We start from the raw sequence: 17,836 nt of genomic DNA on the forward strand, positions 1-17,836 counted from the left end.
AAGTTATAAGCCTTTTACTCTGTGATACAGTGTTTGAAATGTCGCTCTTTTTTGCTGGTAATAATCAGCATGCTCTGGGTTAGGATCAAAGTGTTTAATAGCGTCAGGTTTACGACAAATGTCGGATAAAGCCCCTTCGGGCAACACACCGATGGCCGCTAAACGAGCAGCACCAAGTGCCGGCCCGACTTCCCCACCCTCTCGATAAACCAAAGGTCGAGCAAAAATATCAGCCAACATCTGTAGCCAATATTCACTTCGTGCTCCCCCTCCGACCACATCAATGGTCGAATCAATTTTTTGCACAGAACACACCGCATCCAAACCATCAAGCAAAGCAAAAGACACCCCTTCTAACACAGCTTGGACCAAATCCGCGGCCGTCGTCTCATACGTCATTCCCCAAAAAACACCTTTCGCATTAGCATCATTATGTGGGGTTCGTTCACCGCTCAAATAAGGTAAAAAGAATAAACTGTCCTGATTCGAGTGAGTCCGACTAGACGCGGCCACTAACGCCGATGGCACATCCTTAAATTGCGCCAATCTTGCGACCCAATCTAAACAGCTTGCGGCACTTAACATAACGGACATACTGTGCCATGTATTCGGAACCGCATGAGCAAAACTGTGTAAAGCCACCGCAGGGTTTGCTACAAAGCCTTCACTGACGGAAAAAATCACCCCGGATGTGCCCAGTGACAACATGGTTTGTTGCGGCTCAATGATACCCATGCCAATAGCACCAGCTGCATTATCACCCGCCCCTGCCACAACGGCCACCGCAGGAATAGACCAGTGTTCGGCCATATCCTGTTTGAGATAACCTGTTACTTGTGTACCTTCAAACAAGCTTGGCATCTGTTCAATGGTCAGGCCACAAGCCTCTAGAATGAGTGGACTCCATTGCCTCTGCTCCATGTCCAGCCATAAGGTACCCGAGGCATCGGATACATCGGTCGCAAAATCCCCCGTCATGCGGTATCGAAGGTAATCTTTCGGCAACAACACCTTATCAATTTTGCGGAAGATATCCGCTTCATGTTGCTGCACCCAAACCAACTTAGGTGCGGTAAAACCAGGCATGACCAAATTACCTGTGATTGCTTGGATATCAGGACAGCGCTGCTGCAAAGACAAACAGGCTTGGTGAGAACGGCCATCATTCCAAAGAATCGCTGGTCTGAGTACCTCCCCATGACTGTCTAATAAGGTCGCACCATGCATTTGACCAGAAAAACTCAAGGCTTCCACATCCGATAAATCATACTCTTGACCAAGTTCGATCATTGCTTTATCTGTCGCCTGCCACCAATCTTCTGGATCTTGTTCGGACCACAGAGCTTGTGGCCGAGAAACGGATAAGGGCGCGGTACTGGTGGCCACAATCTGACCTGTTTTATTCATTAACACAGCTTTTACGCCAGAAGTGCCTAAATCAATGCCGATATACATGCCATAACCTTAATCATCATCGTTTTATTTGTCTTATTGTTGTTTCTTAGTCTTCACATCGAGCCAAACCGCCAATAACAGAATGGCACCTTTCACAATCAATTGCCAAAATGTCGGCACATCTAACATGCTCATACCATTATCCAAACTGGCCATAATCAAGGCCCCCATAATGGCACCTAAAACAGTACCAATGCCGCCTGCTAAGCTGGTGCCGCCAATGACACATGCCGCAATGGCATCTAATTCGGCCATGTTACCCGCCGCAGGCGACCCAGCACCCAGTCTCGACGTCAATATTAAGGCTGCCACAGCGACCATCACGCCATTGAAGCCAAACACCAGCATCTTGGTTTTTTCAACCTTTACACCAGACATACGAGTGGCTTCAATATTGCCACCAATCGCATAGACACGACGACCAAATGCGGTTCGTTTTGCGATATAGGTGGCCACTAAAATCAGCACCCCCATAATGAAAATAGGCGTCGGAATCCCCCGATAACTTTCCAGTATCGCTAATAAAGACAGTAAAACCATGACGGCAACTAAGGCTTTGCCATATTCAAACTGAGCGGCATGGTTCACCACACCATGTCTCTGTCTTGCTCGACGACGAGAAAATACCCGTGCAATAAGCCCTAAACATAACAGAGCAACCACACTCATCCCCCAACCTGAAGGTAAGTAGCTTTGACCTATGATGGCCAATGAACTGGAGGTTGGTGCTATCGTCACACCGTCGGTCAAACCCACTAAAATACCACGAAATGCGAGCATGCCAGCTAAGGTAACAATGAAAGAAGGGACGTTTTGGTAGGCAATCCACCAACCATTGAACAATCCCAGTACTAGGCCCGCAAACATGGTAATGACAATGCTCAGAAATAATGGAAAATGAAACCAGACATCAAGTATCGCAGCAATACCACCCAATAACCCCATCATAGAACCAACAGATAAGTCGATTTCGGCACTGATGATGACAAACACCATGCCGATGGCCAAAATTCCCACGATGGCGGTTTGCCGAATTAAATTTGAAATGTTACGTGGCGAGATAAACGCCCCTTCTGTCGCAATGGAAAAGAACACTAAAATCAGTAACAGCGCTGCGATCATGGCAAGTAATTGCAACTGACTCGTTTTGATTGTTTTAAACATTGGAAACACCTTCTTTAATCGCGCAATTCATGATCATTTCTTGAGTTAATCCTTGATGTTCAAATTGGCCTTTTAAACGACCTTCATGCATCACTAACACTCGATCACTAATACCAATCACCTCGGGTAATTCGGACGACACCATAATGATGGAAACGCCACGTTTGACAAGCGCATACATGAGCTTATAAATCTCATATTTGGCCCCCACATCAATGCCCCGTGTTGGTTCATCTAAGATCAAAATATTAGGATGCGTTAATAAGTATTTCGCAATGATGGCCTTTTGTTGATTGCCTCCACTAAGGTGCTTAATGGCTAAGTCAGCAGACGCAGTTTTGACTTTCAATCGTTCAAGGTAAAGTTCAATATCTTGATGTTCTTGCTGTTCATCAATCGCCCCAAACCAAGTTTGATATTTGTCTAATACGGGTAACGTCATGTTTCGACCAACTCCCATGATCGGCACAATACCATGCCGTTTTCGATCCTCAGGCACCATTGCAATGCCGGCTTTTAACGCCGCTTGTTGTGAACGAATCACTTTTGGTTGACCAGCCACTTTAATCTCTGCTGAATACTCTCCTGGATACGAACCAAATAAACACTGCATCAACTCGGTTCTACCAGAACCAATTAAGCCAGCAATGCCTAAAATTTCGCCTTCACGTAGCTCAAAACTCACCTCATCCACCTGAGGCCGACTGGCCCCTGATAAACGTGCGCAAGCTTTATTAACCGTTAAAATAACATTCCCTATTTCGTGGACCTCACGAGGAAACAGTTGATCCATTTCACGCCCCACCATCATGCCAATAATGTCATTTTGAGTTAATTCGGTGGCCGCACGGGTGGCAATATGGTCTCCATCTCGAATGACGCACACCCAATCGGAGAGCGCCAAAACTTCATCCAATTTATGAGAAATGTAAATACAGGCAATGCCTTGCTCTTTAAGGCTGCGAACGATGTCCAGGAGGATGTGAATTTCTTGGTTAGTGAGAGAGGAGGTAGGCTCATCCAAGATCAATAATTTAACGTCTTTATTCAGTGCTTTCGCTATTTCAACCAGTTGCTGTTGCCCGACTCCTAGTTCACTTACCTGAGTATCCGGTGAAATGGATAGATTAACGCGGGACAGTAATGCAAGGGTTTGTTGATACATACTTTCTTCGTTAATGCGCCATGGGGGCCCCAACTCATTCCCCAGAAAGATGTTTTCCATCACGGTCAACTCTTTTACTAAGGCCAGCTCCTGATGAATAATCACAATACCTTGTGCCTCAGTATCACGAATGCTCATGGCCTTTACTTCTTGACCAGCAAAAACGATTTCCCCCTCATAACTGCCATGAGGCCAAACACCACTTAACACTTTCATCAGGGTTGACTTACCCGAGCCATTCTCCCCACAAATAGACAACACGTCCCCCGCTGCTAAGCGAATATCAATGCCATTTAATGCACGCACACCAGAAAAGCTTTTTATGATCCCGCGCATCGATAATAAATCTTGCTTCATGTTTTCACACCTTATGAAAAGCAAATGGCACTCAAAGAGTGCCATTCATTAGGATGAATTACGGGTTATAAATATCACTTTTAGAGTGGAAGCCGTCAGCAATGACTGTGGCATCAAGGTTGCCTTTCGTAACAGCAATCGGCGTTAACAACACAGCATCAACGTCTTTTGAGCCGTTATTGATCTGCCCATTCGTTTGAATGCTTTCACCACGAGCCAATTTCACCGCCATTTCGGCACTGGTTGTCGCCAATTTGGCGATCGGCTTATAAACCGTCATGGTTTGTGTCCCTTTTACGATACGTCGCATGGCGGCCAAATCCGCATCTTGCCCAGAAATCACCACATCGCCACTGAGCCCTTGCGCTGCTAATGCTTGAATCGCACCACCTGCGGTGGAATCGTTAGAAGCCACCACGGCATCAATTTTATTGGCGTTTGCTGTCAACGCATTTTCCATAATATTCAGCGCGGCTTCTGCTGACCATCCCATGGCCCACTGGTCACCTACAATCTGAATTTGGCCATCATCAATAGCCGGCTGAAGAACATTCATTTGACCTTGTCGAAACATTTTAGCGTTGTTGTCGGTAGGCGAACCGCCCATTAGAAAATAGCGTCCTGTAGGCTTATTTTTCAGAAGGGCTTCGGCTTGCATTTCGCCAACACGGATGTTGTCAAAAGACACATACAAATCAATGTCGGCGAATTTAATCAAGCGATCGTATGCCAGCACTTTAATGCCTTCAGCTTTAGCTTCGTCCAGCACATTACTCAATACTTCCCCGTTTTCTGGCACGATAACTAAAACATCAACACCACGAGAAATCATGTTTTCAACTTGAGAAATTTGAGTACTGACATCGCCATTAGCGGATTGGGTGTAAACTTTAGCGCCCATTTTTTCAGCCGCCTCAGTAAACAAATCACGGTCCTTCTGCCAACGTTCTAAACGTAAATCAGACATGAGCAGACCAATTTTTTCACCTGCCGCCCAAGTTGGTATGGATGCCACAGCACAAGCAGTGGCCAGTAAACTTACTGATAGGATTTTTTTCATCTTCGCATTCCTTTTTATTTTTATTTATGAAGGAACTCCAAAGGAGTAAAAGGAATGTAAAATGATCAAACTCTGAGGGGTATTATCTTTTTTTGTTTAGCCTTAGCCTTTTTTATAAAACCAAGGAAAAATCAACCTTGAGTACTCTAACCGTCGAGATAATTAGACCAATAAACAAGTTACCTTGATCAAATACCTGCGTCTGTTTATCAATTGAGTATTACCCATGAGCTAAAACTTTATTTCGGCCCGTTTGCTTGGCTTTGTATAAACTGACATCGGCTAAATGAATCATCTCAGATAAGCTCACAGTGTCAGACATCTCACAATACCCGATACTGAAGGTAATAGTGATGACCTCATTTGCCTTGTGATAATGGGATTTTTCTATCAGCTTTCGCATTTCTTCTAATAATGGAAAAGCCTCTTCTCCATTTGTATTAGGCAATAGCAGTAAAAACTCCTCTCCTCCCCAGCGAGACAAAATATCCTGCTCACGAATGCCATCACTCAACACATCGCTAACATGTTTCAGAACCTCATCCCCAATCTCATGACCAAAACAGTCATTCACATTTTTAAAGTGATCAATGTCGAACACAGCAAGGGTAAAAACTTGATTAGACGTTATCGCTTTACGATACGCTTCCCTTAACTTTTTGCGCATCCCTCTTCGATTCGGCAAATGCGTTAATTCGTCTATCTGAGATTCTTGCTCAAATTTGACTTTTAAACGTTTCATTTTCAAATAAGAGTTATGTCTTGTCGCTTCGTAAAATGCTGATAACGCAACCGTTGTCGAAAATGAGAGCACTAATCTTGACTTAAAAGCTACGGGATAAAGGGTGCTCAAGAAGTAGTTATCAGGGGTATACAGTATCAAGATCAAAATGGCGCAAAAGACCACATTGATCATAATACCTATCTTAAAACCGCAAAAAGCAAAGATCACAGATGGAAAAATGTATATCCACAAAGGCCCACTGTTGTCGACACCACCCGAATGTATGAGATACGCCCCCAATGACAACAAGGCAACCAGCGCCATGTATTTTATCCCATTGTGATAGCGCACATACTTGTCTGACATCAATAATAAAAAGGATAAAAACAACAAAAGGCTGGTGGCAAATAAAGAAATCGCTAAGCCGAACAAATCGATAAGAATGGAATTAATGCCCATCGCGAAGGAAATAACGGAACCAATTAAGCCAAAAAAAGCCGCTAAATAGCGTTGATAAGAATACTCTTTATCGCTAAAACTCTGTAATAATACCCGACGATAATGACGAGACACTCTAATAATAAACCCCTTCATTCCCTTCGCCTTATTAAAAGCCACTAAAAAATCACTTGAAGCAAAAGTTCTATCTTTAAAATAGTGGAATTTTTCTCTATTCTCTAGGCTTCTCCTAAAATTTACCTAAATCTCTTTTTATTTAAGATAATAAATCACTTAGCTTATTGTGAAAGGCCTGCTCCTAAAGGATATCTAAATGAATTTAGTACGGATATACACGGGCTGGCTGGTGCTCGGCACGCTGCTGTTTTATCTCATTAGTCTTTGGCAAACCCACGCCTTAATCGTCCCTACACTATTTGCTTGGACTGCGAATTTTGCAATGTGGAAAAGCCTAACTAAAGGCGCCAGGCGACAATCTACTTGGCTCAGTATGATTGGTTTACTGTGTTTATTATACGCAGGCTCTCGAGGCGTTTGGATGAACTGGCAACAGATGTTTGCCATTAATTTACCCATGTTGTCTATGTTTGTCGCCGTATCTTTTCTAGACCTCACCAACCAACAAGAAGGAAATCGTCCTTTGCCAAAAGGTTTTAGTGCTATTTTGAATACTGCTTTCGGTGTTCAAGTATTAGGCGCCGTCATCAATTTGTCTGTCATCATGGTGTTCGCAGATCGCATGAAAGGTATGAAGACATTAAGTCCGATACAGCAGTACATCTTAACCCGAAATTTCTCCGCTGCGGCTTGGTGGTCGCCATTCTTTGTCGCGACCGGCGTGGCATTAACCTATGCACCTGGCATGCAATGGCAACAGACTATTCTTCCTGGTTTTGCAATGGGAATGGTCGCGATTCTATATTCTAGCCTAGAGGCTTATAAACAAAGTAATGGTGAATTTCGAGGGTATCCGATAAGAAAAGAAAGCCTTTTTATTCCACTCTTTTTAGCCTGTGCCGTGATTGTGGTTCATTTCATTTCCCCAGACATTCGCATTTTAACGCTTATCTGTGTACTCGCCCCTTGCTCTGCAATCTTGCTGATGAAAAGCCGGCCGAGAACCACGGTTTTGAATCAATTCATTCATCACAAATTACCGCAAGTCGGCAGCCAATTTGCGCTATTTCTGGCCGCTGGCGTGTTTTCAAGTGGTATCAGTGCCGTCATACTCAGCTACCCTCAAGCCTTTAGCCTAGAAAACCTGAACTTTAGTAACTGGCTATTTTCGGCCTTACTCGCTGGCATGATTCTCTTAGGCTTGATTGGCATCCACCCTGTGGTCAGCATTGCCATTGTCAGCCCAATTTTGCTACCAATTCACCCTGATCCTACCCAGCTTGGTTTTCTCTTCTTAAGTGCTTGGGCCATTTCGGCTGGCAGCAGTGGACTCACAGGACTTGGGCTCTTGATGACCAGTCGCTATCAGATTCCAACTCGAACCATAGTGAAAAACAGCTACCCTTACGCCATCTTCATGTGGCTATTGTGCAGTCTGGTCAATGGGCTTTATTTCTAACAAGATCGCCAGCATGCCTGACTATCTTGTTAGCAAGCTAAGAATGGCATAGCTGAGATGATTAACGTCCCTTCCAAGGCACCAATTTACGTTCTAAATAACGCATAAAAAGATCGAATAAATACGCAATAATGCCGATAACAATAATGCCCATGATCACCACATCCGTGACCAGAAATTCTGCCGCGTTGAGTACCATGAATCCTAATCCGGCTTGAGCCGCGACCATTTCCGCCGCCACCAATGTTGTCCAGCCAAATCCAATCCCGATGCGCATCCCAGTCAAAATTTCTGGCAACGCATTAATCAAAATAATGTGACGAATGACCTGCCATCGTGTTGCCCCCATCGAATAGGCGGCGTGAATTTGCTCTATTGCTACCGATTTCACACCAGCTCTGGCACTCAACGCCATAGGGGCAAAAATCGCTAGGTATATCAACACAACTTTTGAGACTTCCCCAATACCCAACCAAATAATGACCAATGGCAAGTAAGCTAGAGGCGGTAATGGACGATAAAATTCAATAATAGGATCAAATAATCCTCGAACAACACGGTTTACCCCCATAAAAATACCAATAGGAACGGCCGTGAGTAACGCGAGAACAAACGCAGAAAAGACCCGCATCATACTCCAGCCGGTATGCTCTATCAGGGTCGCGTTAGCAAAACCTTGCGTGGCAACTTCCCAAAATCTTTGCACTACCGCGACGGGAGAAGGAAGGAACAAAGGTTTCACCCACTGTAGCTGAGTCGCTAGATACCATATAAAGATCAGCAAAAATGTCGTTAACAAGCTAATAGCGAGGCTTTTTCCTTGGCCCGGTGCGCCATAAGACTCACCGGGTTTCACTGGCCCTGCGGCAAATAAATTGGTAAAACGGCTCAGAATAGTCGTTTTAGTTGCAGAATTTGGCTTAGAACGGCGACTAAGTTGATCGACAGATTCCATTGGATCAAATGATTTGGTCATTAGTGAGCTCCTCCATTTACCGCTTCGTCACCATGAATAATGCCTAAAACTTTCTCTCTCATGGCAATAAATTCAGGCATAGACTTCACTTTTCGAGCATCTCGGGTGTCTAGAAACACCTTATTAAAATCCAAAGAAAAATCATGGGTAATTCGGCCTGGTCGAGGTGACATAATGATTAAGCGAGAAGCCATAAACAAAGCTTCTTCTACACTATGGGTGATGAAAAACATCATTTTCTGAGTTTGCTGCCACACTTCCAATAACAGCTCTTGCAATACTTCTCGTGTCAAGGCATCCAGCGCCCCTAGCGGCTCATCTAATAGCAGCATTCTAGGATCATTGGTTAATGCTCTGGCAATCCCAACACGTTGCTGCATGCCACCAGACAGTTGATACACTGGGTGTTTATGAAAATCTTCTAAGCCAACTAACTTCAGATACTCACTCGCTCTGGCATGGCGCTCTTTTAACCCAACACCTTGCAGTTTCAAACCAAAAGCGGTGTTTTCCAATACATTTAGCCAAGGCAACAAAGCATGCTTTTGAAACACCACGCCACGCTCTTTGCCTGGCCCTGTAATTTGATCGTTTAGCTCAACTCCGACGGCCACACGAGGCAAGCCAAACACTTGACTGTCACCAAGGGTTAAATAGCCATCACTCGGTTGGATAAAACCAGCCATCAAATTGAGTAAGGTCGTCTTACCACAACCTGACGCCCCTAATGCGACGACAAATTCGCCTGGCTCAATCTGAAAATTAATGCCTGATAAAGCGGTGACCGTATCGCCACCGTTCATTCCGGGATAACGTACGGACACATCATGAATCTGTAATCGGCTCATTGCCTTCTCCAAGGATATAACTCTGACGGCCGCTTCCTTTTGAAAACAAGATCGTCAAAAGGAAGCGTTTATTCACTTAAAGGTCTGCAGCGGCTTCAGCAAAAGAAGGGTTCACAAAGACACTGTAATCGTCCGCAAGAGCCGGTACTTTGCCTTCTTGCTTAAGAAATTCGGAGGTAAACATCAATGCCTTAGCAGCACCACCTTCGTTTCCACACCCGAGCCAAGTACAACTAGTTTGCTCGGCTAAAGTTGGAAAGTCGTACAGAGCCAGTACACCCGGTACATTTTCGGCTTGCCCTCCCGTCATCTTGGCAATGTTTTTCACCAAGGAAGAGTCAGCCGTCAAAGAACCTTTGGTCGCGCGATATTCAGAATCAACGTCGGATATCAACTTAATCAGTTGAGCAACAGTCTCTGGGTGCTCTTCACCAAAGGACTTATTAATTACCATGCCATCAAATGTCGCTTTGCCCCAACGACTGAGTTCTCCGGAACTAATAAGCACTTGACCAGACTGTTTGATGCGCCCTAAAGCTGGGTCCCAAATAAAAGCACCGTCTATGTCTCCTCGCTCCCAAGCCGCAGCGATTGCATTAGGCTGCATGTTAATTAAATTCACCTCTTTGTCCGTTAAGCCAAATTGTTCTAGTGCAAATAACATGTGAAAATGCGTTGTTGATACAAATGGCACACCGATTTTTTTACCTTTTAAGTCCTGCGGTGATGCAATACCTGAACCATCACGAACGACGAGCGCTTCTGCGTCATTAATGTTTTCAAGAATCCACACTAGTTCAATGTCCAGTCCACGGTTAACCGCAGCGGCGATTGGACTGGATCCTGCGGTTGCAATGTCAATATCACCGGATGCCATAGCGGTAATGACCTTAGCACCAGAGTCAAATCGACGCCATTCCACTTCCATTCCTGTCGTACTCTCTAGCTTTTTTTCAGCGATCACTGATTTCCAAGGGTTCATCATACCCTGGTAGCCGATGGTAATGGTTTCGGCTTTTGCGAATTGCGACAGACACAAACTACTCATTAATACAGATAAACCGAGACTTTTTTGGGCCAGTTTGGTTATTTGCTTCACGTTCATTTTCGTTCTCCTGAGTATGGAATTGGTTGCTACCTTTCCCACCTTAAAAGTTGTCGATAATGAAGCGATAGATCCAGTTGCTTAGAAGCGTTAGTCCAGATGCCATTTATGGAGCAAATATTGCATTAGATTGGAGCATCAAATTGATGATTTAGAGGTTCATCTTGTTAGAACATTACTTTCATATAGAGTTTGACCCTGAAAGAACACTGCAGGATCAGATCAGAGAATTTATCGTCAACTTGATACTAACAGGGAGTTTACCACTGGATGAACCACTCCCCTCCTCACGCCACCTATCCAAGATGCTAGGGGTTTCTCGAAACACCATTGTATTAATCTATGAAAGCTTAGTGGACAGTGGTTTCATTGAAGCGCACTCGCGAAAAGGCTTTTTCGTTAACCATAGCTTTCATAACACAGAAGCACTGAGCACAGATTTGGTGCATAAGGAGGATTCTAGTCCTCCTAATTGGTCTGAGCGATTTCAAAAACAACCGAGTAATGAAATCAATATCGTCAAACCCTATGATTGGCAAAAATTTGAATATCCCTTTATCTATGGTCAGGTACAAAAAGACTTTTTCCCGTTAGAACAATGGCGTGACTGCGTTAGAAAGAGCATGTCTGGACAATGGAATAAATATTGGATTAATGACCTTGTGGATTCAGATGACCCACTATTGATTGAACAGATTCGTACTCGTTTATTACCACGACGTGGCATTTACGTTGAATCTAGTGAAATATTAATCACCATTGGTACTCAAAACTCCTTATACCTACTGGCCAATTTACTCTGCAATCAAACCACAAAAGTGGCATTGGAAAACCCAGGATTTAGAGACGCATTGAACATCTTTTCGCTCTTTAATGCCAAGATTCACCGACAACCAATCGATCAGCATGGCCTCATCGTAAATGACGACTTAAAGACGTGTGATTACCTCTACGTCACCCCAAGCACCCAAGTACCCACTGGCGTCGAGCTCAGTAAAGAGAGAAGACAACGACTACTAAACCTGTCGACAAAGCACGATTGCATCATCATTGAAGACGATTATGATGCCGAAGTGAACATGAAACACAATCCGCAACCGGCCTTAAAAGCACTCGATAAAAACAATCGAGTGATTTACATCGGCAGCATGTCAAAATCCATTTCCCCTGGTTTAAGAGTTGGGTTTATGGTGGCAGATGAGGAATTAATAACAGAAGTTCGAGCCCTTAGACGACTCATGTATCGCCATCCCCCAGTGAACATTCAACGCCAGCTTTCCCTGTTTTTATCCTTGGGTTACCACGACACCTATCTAAGGAAACTCAGAGTCATTAACGCTTCTAAACTGCAACGCATAAACGACGCTATTGATCGACACCTTCCTAATATGCGCACCAGCGAACATGTCAGTGCAGGCGCCACCTCTGTTTGGTTAAAAGCACCAGAACACATCAATACAGAAGAAGTCGCTTGGTTAGCCGCACAAAGCAGTATTCTAATGGAGCCAGGTGCCGTTCACTTTACGGCCGAAAATCCCCCACAGAATTATTTCCGCTTAGGTTTCTCAGCCATAGAATCTCATAAAATTGAGCCCGGCATAGCCGCCTTGAAAAACGTCTTTGACCATTTTATCTAGGGAAGGTACGAACCAGTCCAAACATCTCATCCAGTAGCCTTATTCGCGTCTTTCTTCACTGGCACCATATTCCCTTTCAGCTGGACCTATAACCTTATCTAGGTTCCCCTATACCGTATCACTGCGCCCATACTTCATCTCACTTCGGGCCAGTGATAACGGAGACAAGTTGAATGCCTCATTTTGAACTCGCCATATTGTTAATTTTTATGGCCGCTGTCATTCGTGGTTATACTGGTTTTGGCTTCGCCGCCATCGCTATCTCAGGTTTAAGTTTTATTTGGCCAGCCAAAGTCAGTGTCCCTGTAATCTTAATGTTGGATTTAATTTGTTCAATTGGCTTAATTAGAAAAGCATGGCGTTACGCGAATATTGATTTGCTAAAACAATTGAGTATTGGCGCCTTCATTGGCATCCCCATTGGTCTTGTGATCTTAATTAAAGTACCAGATCAGCTCCTCAAATTGAGTGTCAGTTTAAGCGTGTTAGCCATGTCGCTTTGGTTATTAAAAACCCATTCAACTCATTTACCCCCCAACAAATGGCTTACCCGAATGATTGGCTCCATTTCTGGTGGATTTACTGCTGCTGCCTCAATTGGTGGCCTTCCCGTGGTTTGCTATTTACTGTTAACCCCTTACATCGCCCAGGTACAACGCGCCACGCTCGTGCTATTTCTCAGCGCAACGGATTTAGCGTCTGTTGTCCTTATGGTGATGAATAATCTTATTAACATTTCATTGTGGCTGCCTACTTTAATCTTGTTGGGTCCTGCTTTTATCGGCGCCATGATTGGCCAATGGCTATTCCATCGCAATCCACCTAAATCATTTCGACACATCGCCCTACCCGTGCTGATTTCTCTGTCTGCATTGAGTCTTTATTTCAACTTACCCATTGTTTATTAAGGAGAGAGATATGAATAAAACCGCTGTTATTACAGGCGCCACTTCTGGATTTGGCTTAGCTGCAGCCAAACTCTTTGCTCAATCTGGATGGAATCTCATCCTCACAGGGAGAAGAAGTGATCGGCTAAAACAGATCAAAGAAACCCTATCACCACAGACCAAAGTACTCACCTTGACACTTGATGTGTGTGATACCGAACAGATTAAAACGGCCTTTAACTCTCTGCCGCCTGACTTCCAGTCCATTCACTTGCTCATTAATAACGCAGGATTAGCCCTTGGAACAGAACCGGCTCAACAATCCGATTTAGCGCAATGGCACACTATGATAGATACCAATATCAAGGGTTTAACCAGCGTCACTCACGCGTTACTGCCACAACTGATCAACACTGGCAAATCGGCCAGCATCATTAACATTGGCTCCATTGCCGGCCAATGGCCTTACCCTGGCGGCAATGTTTACTGCGGGACCAAGGCTTTTGTCGAACAATTTTCATTAGCACTACGCTGTGACCTAGCAGGTACTGGCGTTCGAGTGACTTGCCTAGCGCCAGGCTTATCGGAAAGCGAATTTACCCTTGTGAGAACAGGCGGTGACACAGAGGCCTATAACGCCTTGTACAAAGGCACCGACGCGATACAACCAGAGGATATTGCCGCGACACTACTTTGGATTGCTCAACTCCCTGCTCATCTAAACATCAATCAGTTGGAAATCATGCCAGTGAGTCAAAGCTGGTCACCTTTTGCCGTACACCGTCACTAATCATCTCTTTATGCTGAGGAACATCGTATGTCTTTAATCAATGAATACACTAACCATGAAATCAAAACCTTTGATAAAGACCATGTGTGGCACCATTTAACACCTGGTAGCGCTGCCGATAATGGCTTGCCCGTTTTTGTAAAAGGCCAAGGTCTCGATCTGTGGGACATAGATGGCAATCAATACTTGGATGCCTCGGCAGGTGGCGTCTGGGTAACCAATACCGGATACGGGCGTAAAGAAATTGTTGATGCAATCAGTGAGCAACTGCTTGACCTGAATTTCTTCGCCAGCGCTATGGGCAACAAACCTGCTGCGATATTTGCCAGTCACTTAATTGACAAAATGCCTGGCATGAATCGAGTGTTCTACTCAAGCTCAGGGTCAGAAGCCAACGAAAAAGCCTTCAAAATGGTGAGACAAATTTCCCACAAAAAATACGCGGGTAAGAAAAGTAAAATTCTTTACAGAGAAAGAGACTATCATGGCACCACTATTGCTGCTCTGAGCGCTACTGGCCAATCACAAAGACGGGATCAGTTCGGTCCTTTTGTTCCAGATTTTGTCGAGTTCCCTCATTGTTTTGAATACCGTAGTCAATTTGAAGAGACAGTAGACTATGGCGTCAAAGCCGCGCAACTAATGGAAGATGTCATTTTACAGGAAGGTCCTGACACGGTAGGCGCCGTCATTATTGAGCCTATTACGGCCGGAGGAGGCATCATTACCCCACCAGAAGGCTATTTAAAAGCGGTTGAGCAGATCTGTAAAAAACACAACGTTCTTTTGATTCTAGATGAAGTCGTATGTGGACTGGGCAGAACAGGGAAATGGTTCGGATACCAACATTACGATATCCAACCAGACATAGTCACCATGGCCAAAGGTGTTGCTTCAGGTTATGCCGCTATTTCATGCACTGTGACAACAGAAGCCGTATACAAAGACCTTCAAGAATCCGACAACACAGATAAACTGGGTTATTTTCGAGACATCTCGACTTACGGTGGCTGCTTAGCTGGACCGGCCGCCGCCATTGCTAATATGAACATCATTGAAAAGGAAAATTTAATCGAAAATTCCGCTAAGATGGGTGACCTTTTATTAGTGGGCTTACAAGAGTTAAAAACAAAATACCCGATTATTGGCGATGTTCGAGGCAAAGGCTTACTAGTGGGCATCGAACTTGTCACAGATTCAACCAGCAAACAGCCAGTGGATGAAACCCTTGCTATCAGCATTTTTGCAAAGTGCAAACAAGCAGGTCTATTAATAGGCAGAACCAATCGCAGCTTTGCTGAATTCAACAACATTTTGAACATGAGTCCAGCTTTATGTGTCACTGAAGCTCAAATTCAGCAAATTTTAACAACACTCGACCAAGCTTTTTCTGATCTAACGGTTGATTTAACGCAAGCCTAATCCCTTCACGTTAAACCTACCCGGCGAGTGCCATGTCATTAGCCGGGTGAATTCATCGACTCATTCACTCTTTGATTCTTCTGCTCTCCTCCACTGCTTCATAGACAAAAATATACCAAGCAAGAACTATGATGAAATGCGCTCTTCGATGGAAAAATACGCTAAGTTACCCAGTAAAGAGTAATAGTGAATCACTACTGGAGCAGCTTATGATAAAAGAATTAAAAGCGTTCAGTGAATGGCTGAAAAATTAAATAGGGACTGAGTTGCTTTTGAGAAAAAAGCGACCAATGTCTTTTAAAAAAAGGGGGATTGAAATGGTTGCGGGAGCAGGATTCGAACCTACGACCTTCGGGTTATGAGCCCGACGAGCTACCAGACTGCTCCATCCCGCGACAGATTAAACTATTTGAATAGTTTATATGCAGAAACTAAAGTTAGATCATATCACCAAAACGAATGCTATTTGGTTGCATGAGCCACTTTTCAATTACAATGAAAACCAACGACTTTTCTGAAATGGTTGCGGGAGCCGGATTCGAACCAACGACCTTCGGGTTATGAGCCCGACGAGCTACCAGACTGCTCCATCCCGCGACAGATTAAGCTATTTAAATAGCTTATATGCAGAAAACAAAGATTCATCATCTCATCAAAATTAAAACGTTTAAAAAGGAAAAACATCACCTTTTCAAATTGGTTGCGGGAGCCGGATTCGAACCAACGACCTTCGGGTTATGAGCCCGACGAGCTACCAGACTGCTCCATCCCGCGCCATGCTAAACGCTTAATCATGTTTAGATTGTATCTTTTAAAACTGAGGATATTATGCGGCTAAATTAATTGTAATGGTTTGCGGTAGCCAATTTCTTGAACAAAAGCGAACCAATGATTGGTTTATTTCAAACCGATCAAAATCGAAATGGTTGCAGGAGCCAATTTCTTGAACAAAAGCGAACCAATGATTGGTTTATTTCAAACCGATCAAAATCGAAGTGGTTGCAGGAGCCAATTTCTTGAACAAAAGCGAACCAATGATTGGTTTATTTCAAACCGATCAAAATCGAAGTGGTTGCAGGAGTCAATTTCTTGAACAAAAGCGAACCAATGATTGGTTTATTTCAAACCGATCAAAATCGAAATGGTTGCGGGAGCCGGATTCGAACCAACGACCTTCGGGTTATGAGCCCGACGAGCTACCAGACTGCTCCATCCCGCGACAAATTAATTTTCTACTATCACTAACAATTTCAGTTTCGTTGCTGGTTGCGGGAGCCGGATTCGAACCAACGACCTTCGGGTTATGAGCCCGACGAGCTACCAGACTGCTCCATCCCGCGTCAACGAGGTGCGTATTATAGGTAGATTAAATACAGAGTCAACACTATATTACCATTAAGTTAAATTAAACGTCTTTTGCACTTTTTTAACACAGTTGACGTAGTTTATGTTTCAAGAAAAGGCTTGAAGACTGATGCACTGTCTGTAAAAGTGTCGCCCATGTTATTTTGCTTGTAAGGAATTCACTATGTCCAATTTAATTGAACAAATACTTAAAAAGTCGTCGATACCAAGTAAAACCGAAGCCCTGTCAGGTCGTGACATGCCAATTAAAGTTTCTGGAATTCATGCTGTTAACGGCAAAAGCTTCCTCCGAGAAATAACCCCTAATGAAGCAGAAGTCATTATCGGAATGGGGTGTTTCTGGGGGGCGGAAAGAATGCTGTGGAATACTCCTGGTGTTATTGTTACCTCCGTTGGTTATGCTGGTGGTTACACTAAAAACCCGACTTATGAAGAAGTCTGTACTGGTCAAACCGGACACAGTGAAGTGGTTCAAGTTATCTACGACACCAAACAGACCAACTTGCAGGCCATTCTGAAAGTCTTCTGGGAAAATCATGATCCTACCCAAGGCATGCGACAGGGAAATGATGTTGGCAGTCAATATCGCTCTGTTATCTATACCTATAGCGATGAAGACATCGCAATCGCTGAAGCAAGCAAAAATGCCTATCAGAAAGAACTGTTAGCATCTGGTCACGCCATGATCACAACCGAAATAGAGCCTCTTGATGTTTATTACTTTGCAGAAGAATACCATCAACAATATTTGCATAAGAACCCTAATGGATATTGTGGTTTGGCAGGTACAGGGGTGAGCTGTCCTATTGGGTTAATGAAGTAGAAAACAAATAAGAAGTACAAGAA

The 17,836-nt window shown here is 44.0% G+C and carries 14 protein-coding genes and 5 tRNA genes; 6 read left to right on the forward strand and 13 right to left on the reverse strand.

Going from position 1 to position 17,836, the window contains the following annotated elements:
• Nucleotides 1-3: 3 nt before the first annotated feature.
• The 5 genes from xylB to MAR181_RS10330 all read right to left on the reverse strand — a co-directional run bounded on the left by xylB (nt 4) and on the right by MAR181_RS10330 (nt 6,519).
• The gene (gene xylB / locus MAR181_RS10310; RefSeq protein ID WP_013796534.1) at nt 4-1,455 is read right to left on the reverse strand and encodes a xylulokinase; all 1,452 of its coding nucleotides are present in this window, start codon (nt 1,453-1,455) and stop codon (nt 4-6) included.
• A gap of 33 nt (nt 1,456-1,488) precedes the next feature.
• The gene (locus MAR181_RS10315; protein WP_013796535.1) at nt 1,489-2,619 is read right to left on the reverse strand and encodes a sugar ABC transporter permease; all 1,131 of its coding nucleotides are present in this window, start codon (nt 2,617-2,619) and stop codon (nt 1,489-1,491) included.
• Complete coding sequence (locus MAR181_RS10320) at nt 2,612-4,141, reverse strand: xylose ABC transporter ATP-binding protein (RefSeq protein WP_013796536.1); 1,530 nt, start codon at nt 4,139-4,141, stop codon at nt 2,612-2,614. Before MAR181_RS10320 ends, MAR181_RS10315 begins: the two co-directional genes overlap by 8 nt.
• 58 nt (nt 4,142-4,199) lie before the next feature.
• Nucleotides 4,200-5,201, reverse strand: coding sequence for a D-xylose ABC transporter substrate-binding protein (xylF, locus tag MAR181_RS10325; protein WP_013796537.1), 1,002 nt, complete (start codon nt 5,199-5,201; stop codon nt 4,200-4,202).
• A 220-nt stretch (nt 5,202-5,421) separates the two neighbouring features.
• Entirely contained in the window at nt 5,422-6,519 is a 1,098-nt protein-coding gene (locus MAR181_RS10330; RefSeq protein ID WP_013796538.1) for a GGDEF domain-containing protein, read from the reverse strand.
• A gap of 178 nt (nt 6,520-6,697) precedes the next feature.
• Between MAR181_RS10330 and MAR181_RS10335 the strand changes: the two genes are divergently transcribed.
• On the forward strand, nt 6,698-7,960 hold the full coding sequence (locus MAR181_RS10335) for a hypothetical protein (RefSeq protein WP_013796539.1): 1,263 nt from the start codon (nt 6,698-6,700) through the stop codon (nt 7,958-7,960).
• Nucleotides 7,961-8,021: 61 nt separating this feature from the next.
• On the opposite strand, the gene MAR181_RS10340 is transcribed toward MAR181_RS10335, so the two are convergent.
• The 3 genes from MAR181_RS10340 to tauA all read right to left on the reverse strand — a co-directional run bounded on the left by MAR181_RS10340 (nt 8,022) and on the right by tauA (nt 10,889).
• Nucleotides 8,022-8,936 carry an ABC transporter permease subunit gene (locus MAR181_RS10340; RefSeq protein WP_013796540.1) on the reverse strand — a complete coding sequence of 305 codons (915 nt, stop codon included), beginning with the start codon at nt 8,934-8,936 and terminating at the stop codon, nt 8,022-8,024.
• A complete protein-coding gene (locus MAR181_RS10345; RefSeq protein ID WP_013796541.1) occupies nt 8,936-9,784 on the reverse strand; it encodes a taurine ABC transporter ATP-binding protein in 849 nt (282 codons plus the stop codon). The genes MAR181_RS10340 and MAR181_RS10345 overlap by 1 nt, the downstream gene beginning before the upstream one ends.
• Before the next feature lie 76 nt (nt 9,785-9,860).
• Nucleotides 9,861-10,889 (reverse strand): taurine ABC transporter substrate-binding protein, encoded by a 1,029-nt coding sequence (tauA, locus tag MAR181_RS10350; protein WP_013796542.1) that lies wholly within the window; start codon nt 10,887-10,889, stop codon nt 9,861-9,863.
• A 164-nt stretch (nt 10,890-11,053) separates the two neighbouring features.
• On the opposite strand from tauA, the gene pdxR reads away from it, so the two are divergent.
• From pdxR to MAR181_RS10370, 4 genes are all read left to right on the forward strand, one after another.
• Nucleotides 11,054-12,526, forward strand: a complete 1,473-nt coding sequence (gene pdxR / locus MAR181_RS10355; RefSeq protein ID WP_013796543.1) for a MocR-like pyridoxine biosynthesis transcription factor PdxR — start codon at nt 11,054-11,056, stop codon at nt 12,524-12,526.
• A 173-nt stretch (nt 12,527-12,699) separates the two neighbouring features.
• On the forward strand, nt 12,700-13,434 hold the full coding sequence (locus tag MAR181_RS10360) for a sulfite exporter TauE/SafE family protein (RefSeq protein WP_013796544.1): 735 nt from the start codon (nt 12,700-12,702) through the stop codon (nt 13,432-13,434).
• 10 nt (nt 13,435-13,444) lie between these two features.
• The gene (locus MAR181_RS10365) at nt 13,445-14,203 is read left to right on the forward strand and encodes an SDR family NAD(P)-dependent oxidoreductase (protein ID WP_013796545.1); all 759 of its coding nucleotides are present in this window, start codon (nt 13,445-13,447) and stop codon (nt 14,201-14,203) included.
• Nucleotides 14,204-14,230: 27 nt separating this feature from the next.
• Nucleotides 14,231-15,625: an aminotransferase family protein gene (locus MAR181_RS10370; protein WP_013796546.1), complete on the forward strand. Its 1,395-nt coding sequence runs from the start codon at nt 14,231-14,233 to the stop codon at nt 15,623-15,625.
• Nucleotides 15,626-15,943: 318 nt separating this feature from the next.
• On the opposite strand, the gene MAR181_RS10375 is transcribed toward MAR181_RS10370, so the two are convergent.
• The 5 genes from MAR181_RS10375 to MAR181_RS10400 all read right to left on the reverse strand — a co-directional run bounded on the left by MAR181_RS10375 (nt 15,944) and on the right by MAR181_RS10400 (nt 16,965).
• A tRNA-Met gene (locus tag MAR181_RS10375) sits at nt 15,944-16,020 on the reverse strand.
• A 125-nt stretch (nt 16,021-16,145) separates the two neighbouring features.
• Nucleotides 16,146-16,222 (reverse strand) — tRNA-Met (locus MAR181_RS10380).
• A gap of 100 nt (nt 16,223-16,322) precedes the next feature.
• Nucleotides 16,323-16,399: transfer RNA gene (locus MAR181_RS10385), tRNA-Met, on the reverse strand.
• Nucleotides 16,400-16,767: 368 nt separating this feature from the next.
• Nucleotides 16,768-16,844 (reverse strand) — tRNA-Met (locus MAR181_RS10395).
• A 44-nt stretch (nt 16,845-16,888) separates the two neighbouring features.
• Nucleotides 16,889-16,965: transfer RNA gene (locus MAR181_RS10400), tRNA-Met, on the reverse strand.
• Between the two features lie 188 nt (nt 16,966-17,153).
• Here MAR181_RS10400 and msrA point away from each other — a divergent pair.
• Nucleotides 17,154-17,813 carry a peptide-methionine (S)-S-oxide reductase MsrA gene (gene msrA, locus MAR181_RS10405; protein ID WP_013796547.1) on the forward strand — a complete coding sequence of 220 codons (660 nt, stop codon included), beginning with the start codon at nt 17,154-17,156 and terminating at the stop codon, nt 17,811-17,813.
• Nucleotides 17,814-17,836 lie beyond the last annotated feature (23 nt).

It is taken from the genome of Marinomonas posidonica IVIA-Po-181 (assembly GCF_000214215.1).
GTDB classification, from domain to species: domain Bacteria; phylum Pseudomonadota; class Gammaproteobacteria; order Pseudomonadales; family Marinomonadaceae; genus Marinomonas; species Marinomonas posidonica.

Excerpts from the sequence above, each read along its gene's own strand:
- xylB (WP_013796534.1), bottom strand. The coding sequence starts at position 1,455 with ATGTATATCGGCATTGATTTAGGCACTTCTGGCGTAAAAGCTGTGTTA.
- MAR181_RS10315 (WP_013796535.1), bottom strand. The coding sequence starts at position 2,619 with ATGTTTAAAACAATCAAAACGAGTCAGTTGCAATTACTTGCCATGATC.
- MAR181_RS10320 (WP_013796536.1), bottom strand. The coding sequence starts at position 4,141 with ATGAAGCAAGATTTATTATCGATGCGCGGGATCATAAAAAGCTTTTCT.
- xylF (WP_013796537.1), bottom strand. The coding sequence starts at position 5,201 with ATGAAAAAAATCCTATCAGTAAGTTTACTGGCCACTGCTTGTGCTGTG.
- MAR181_RS10330 (WP_013796538.1), bottom strand. The coding sequence starts at position 6,519 with ATGAAGGGGTTTATTATTAGAGTGTCTCGTCATTATCGTCGGGTATTA.
- MAR181_RS10335 (WP_013796539.1), top strand. The coding sequence starts at position 6,698 with ATGAATTTAGTACGGATATACACGGGCTGGCTGGTGCTCGGCACGCTG.
- MAR181_RS10340 (WP_013796540.1), bottom strand. The coding sequence starts at position 8,936 with ATGACCAAATCATTTGATCCAATGGAATCTGTCGATCAACTTAGTCGC.
- MAR181_RS10345 (WP_013796541.1), bottom strand. The coding sequence starts at position 9,784 with ATGAGCCGATTACAGATTCATGATGTGTCCGTACGTTATCCCGGAATG.
- tauA (WP_013796542.1), bottom strand. The coding sequence starts at position 10,889 with ATGAACGTGAAGCAAATAACCAAACTGGCCCAAAAAAGTCTCGGTTTA.
- MAR181_RS10360 (WP_013796544.1), top strand. The coding sequence starts at position 12,700 with ATGCCTCATTTTGAACTCGCCATATTGTTAATTTTTATGGCCGCTGTC.
- MAR181_RS10365 (WP_013796545.1), top strand. The coding sequence starts at position 13,445 with ATGAATAAAACCGCTGTTATTACAGGCGCCACTTCTGGATTTGGCTTA.
- MAR181_RS10370 (WP_013796546.1), top strand. The coding sequence starts at position 14,231 with ATGTCTTTAATCAATGAATACACTAACCATGAAATCAAAACCTTTGAT.
- msrA (WP_013796547.1), top strand. The coding sequence starts at position 17,154 with ATGTCCAATTTAATTGAACAAATACTTAAAAAGTCGTCGATACCAAGT.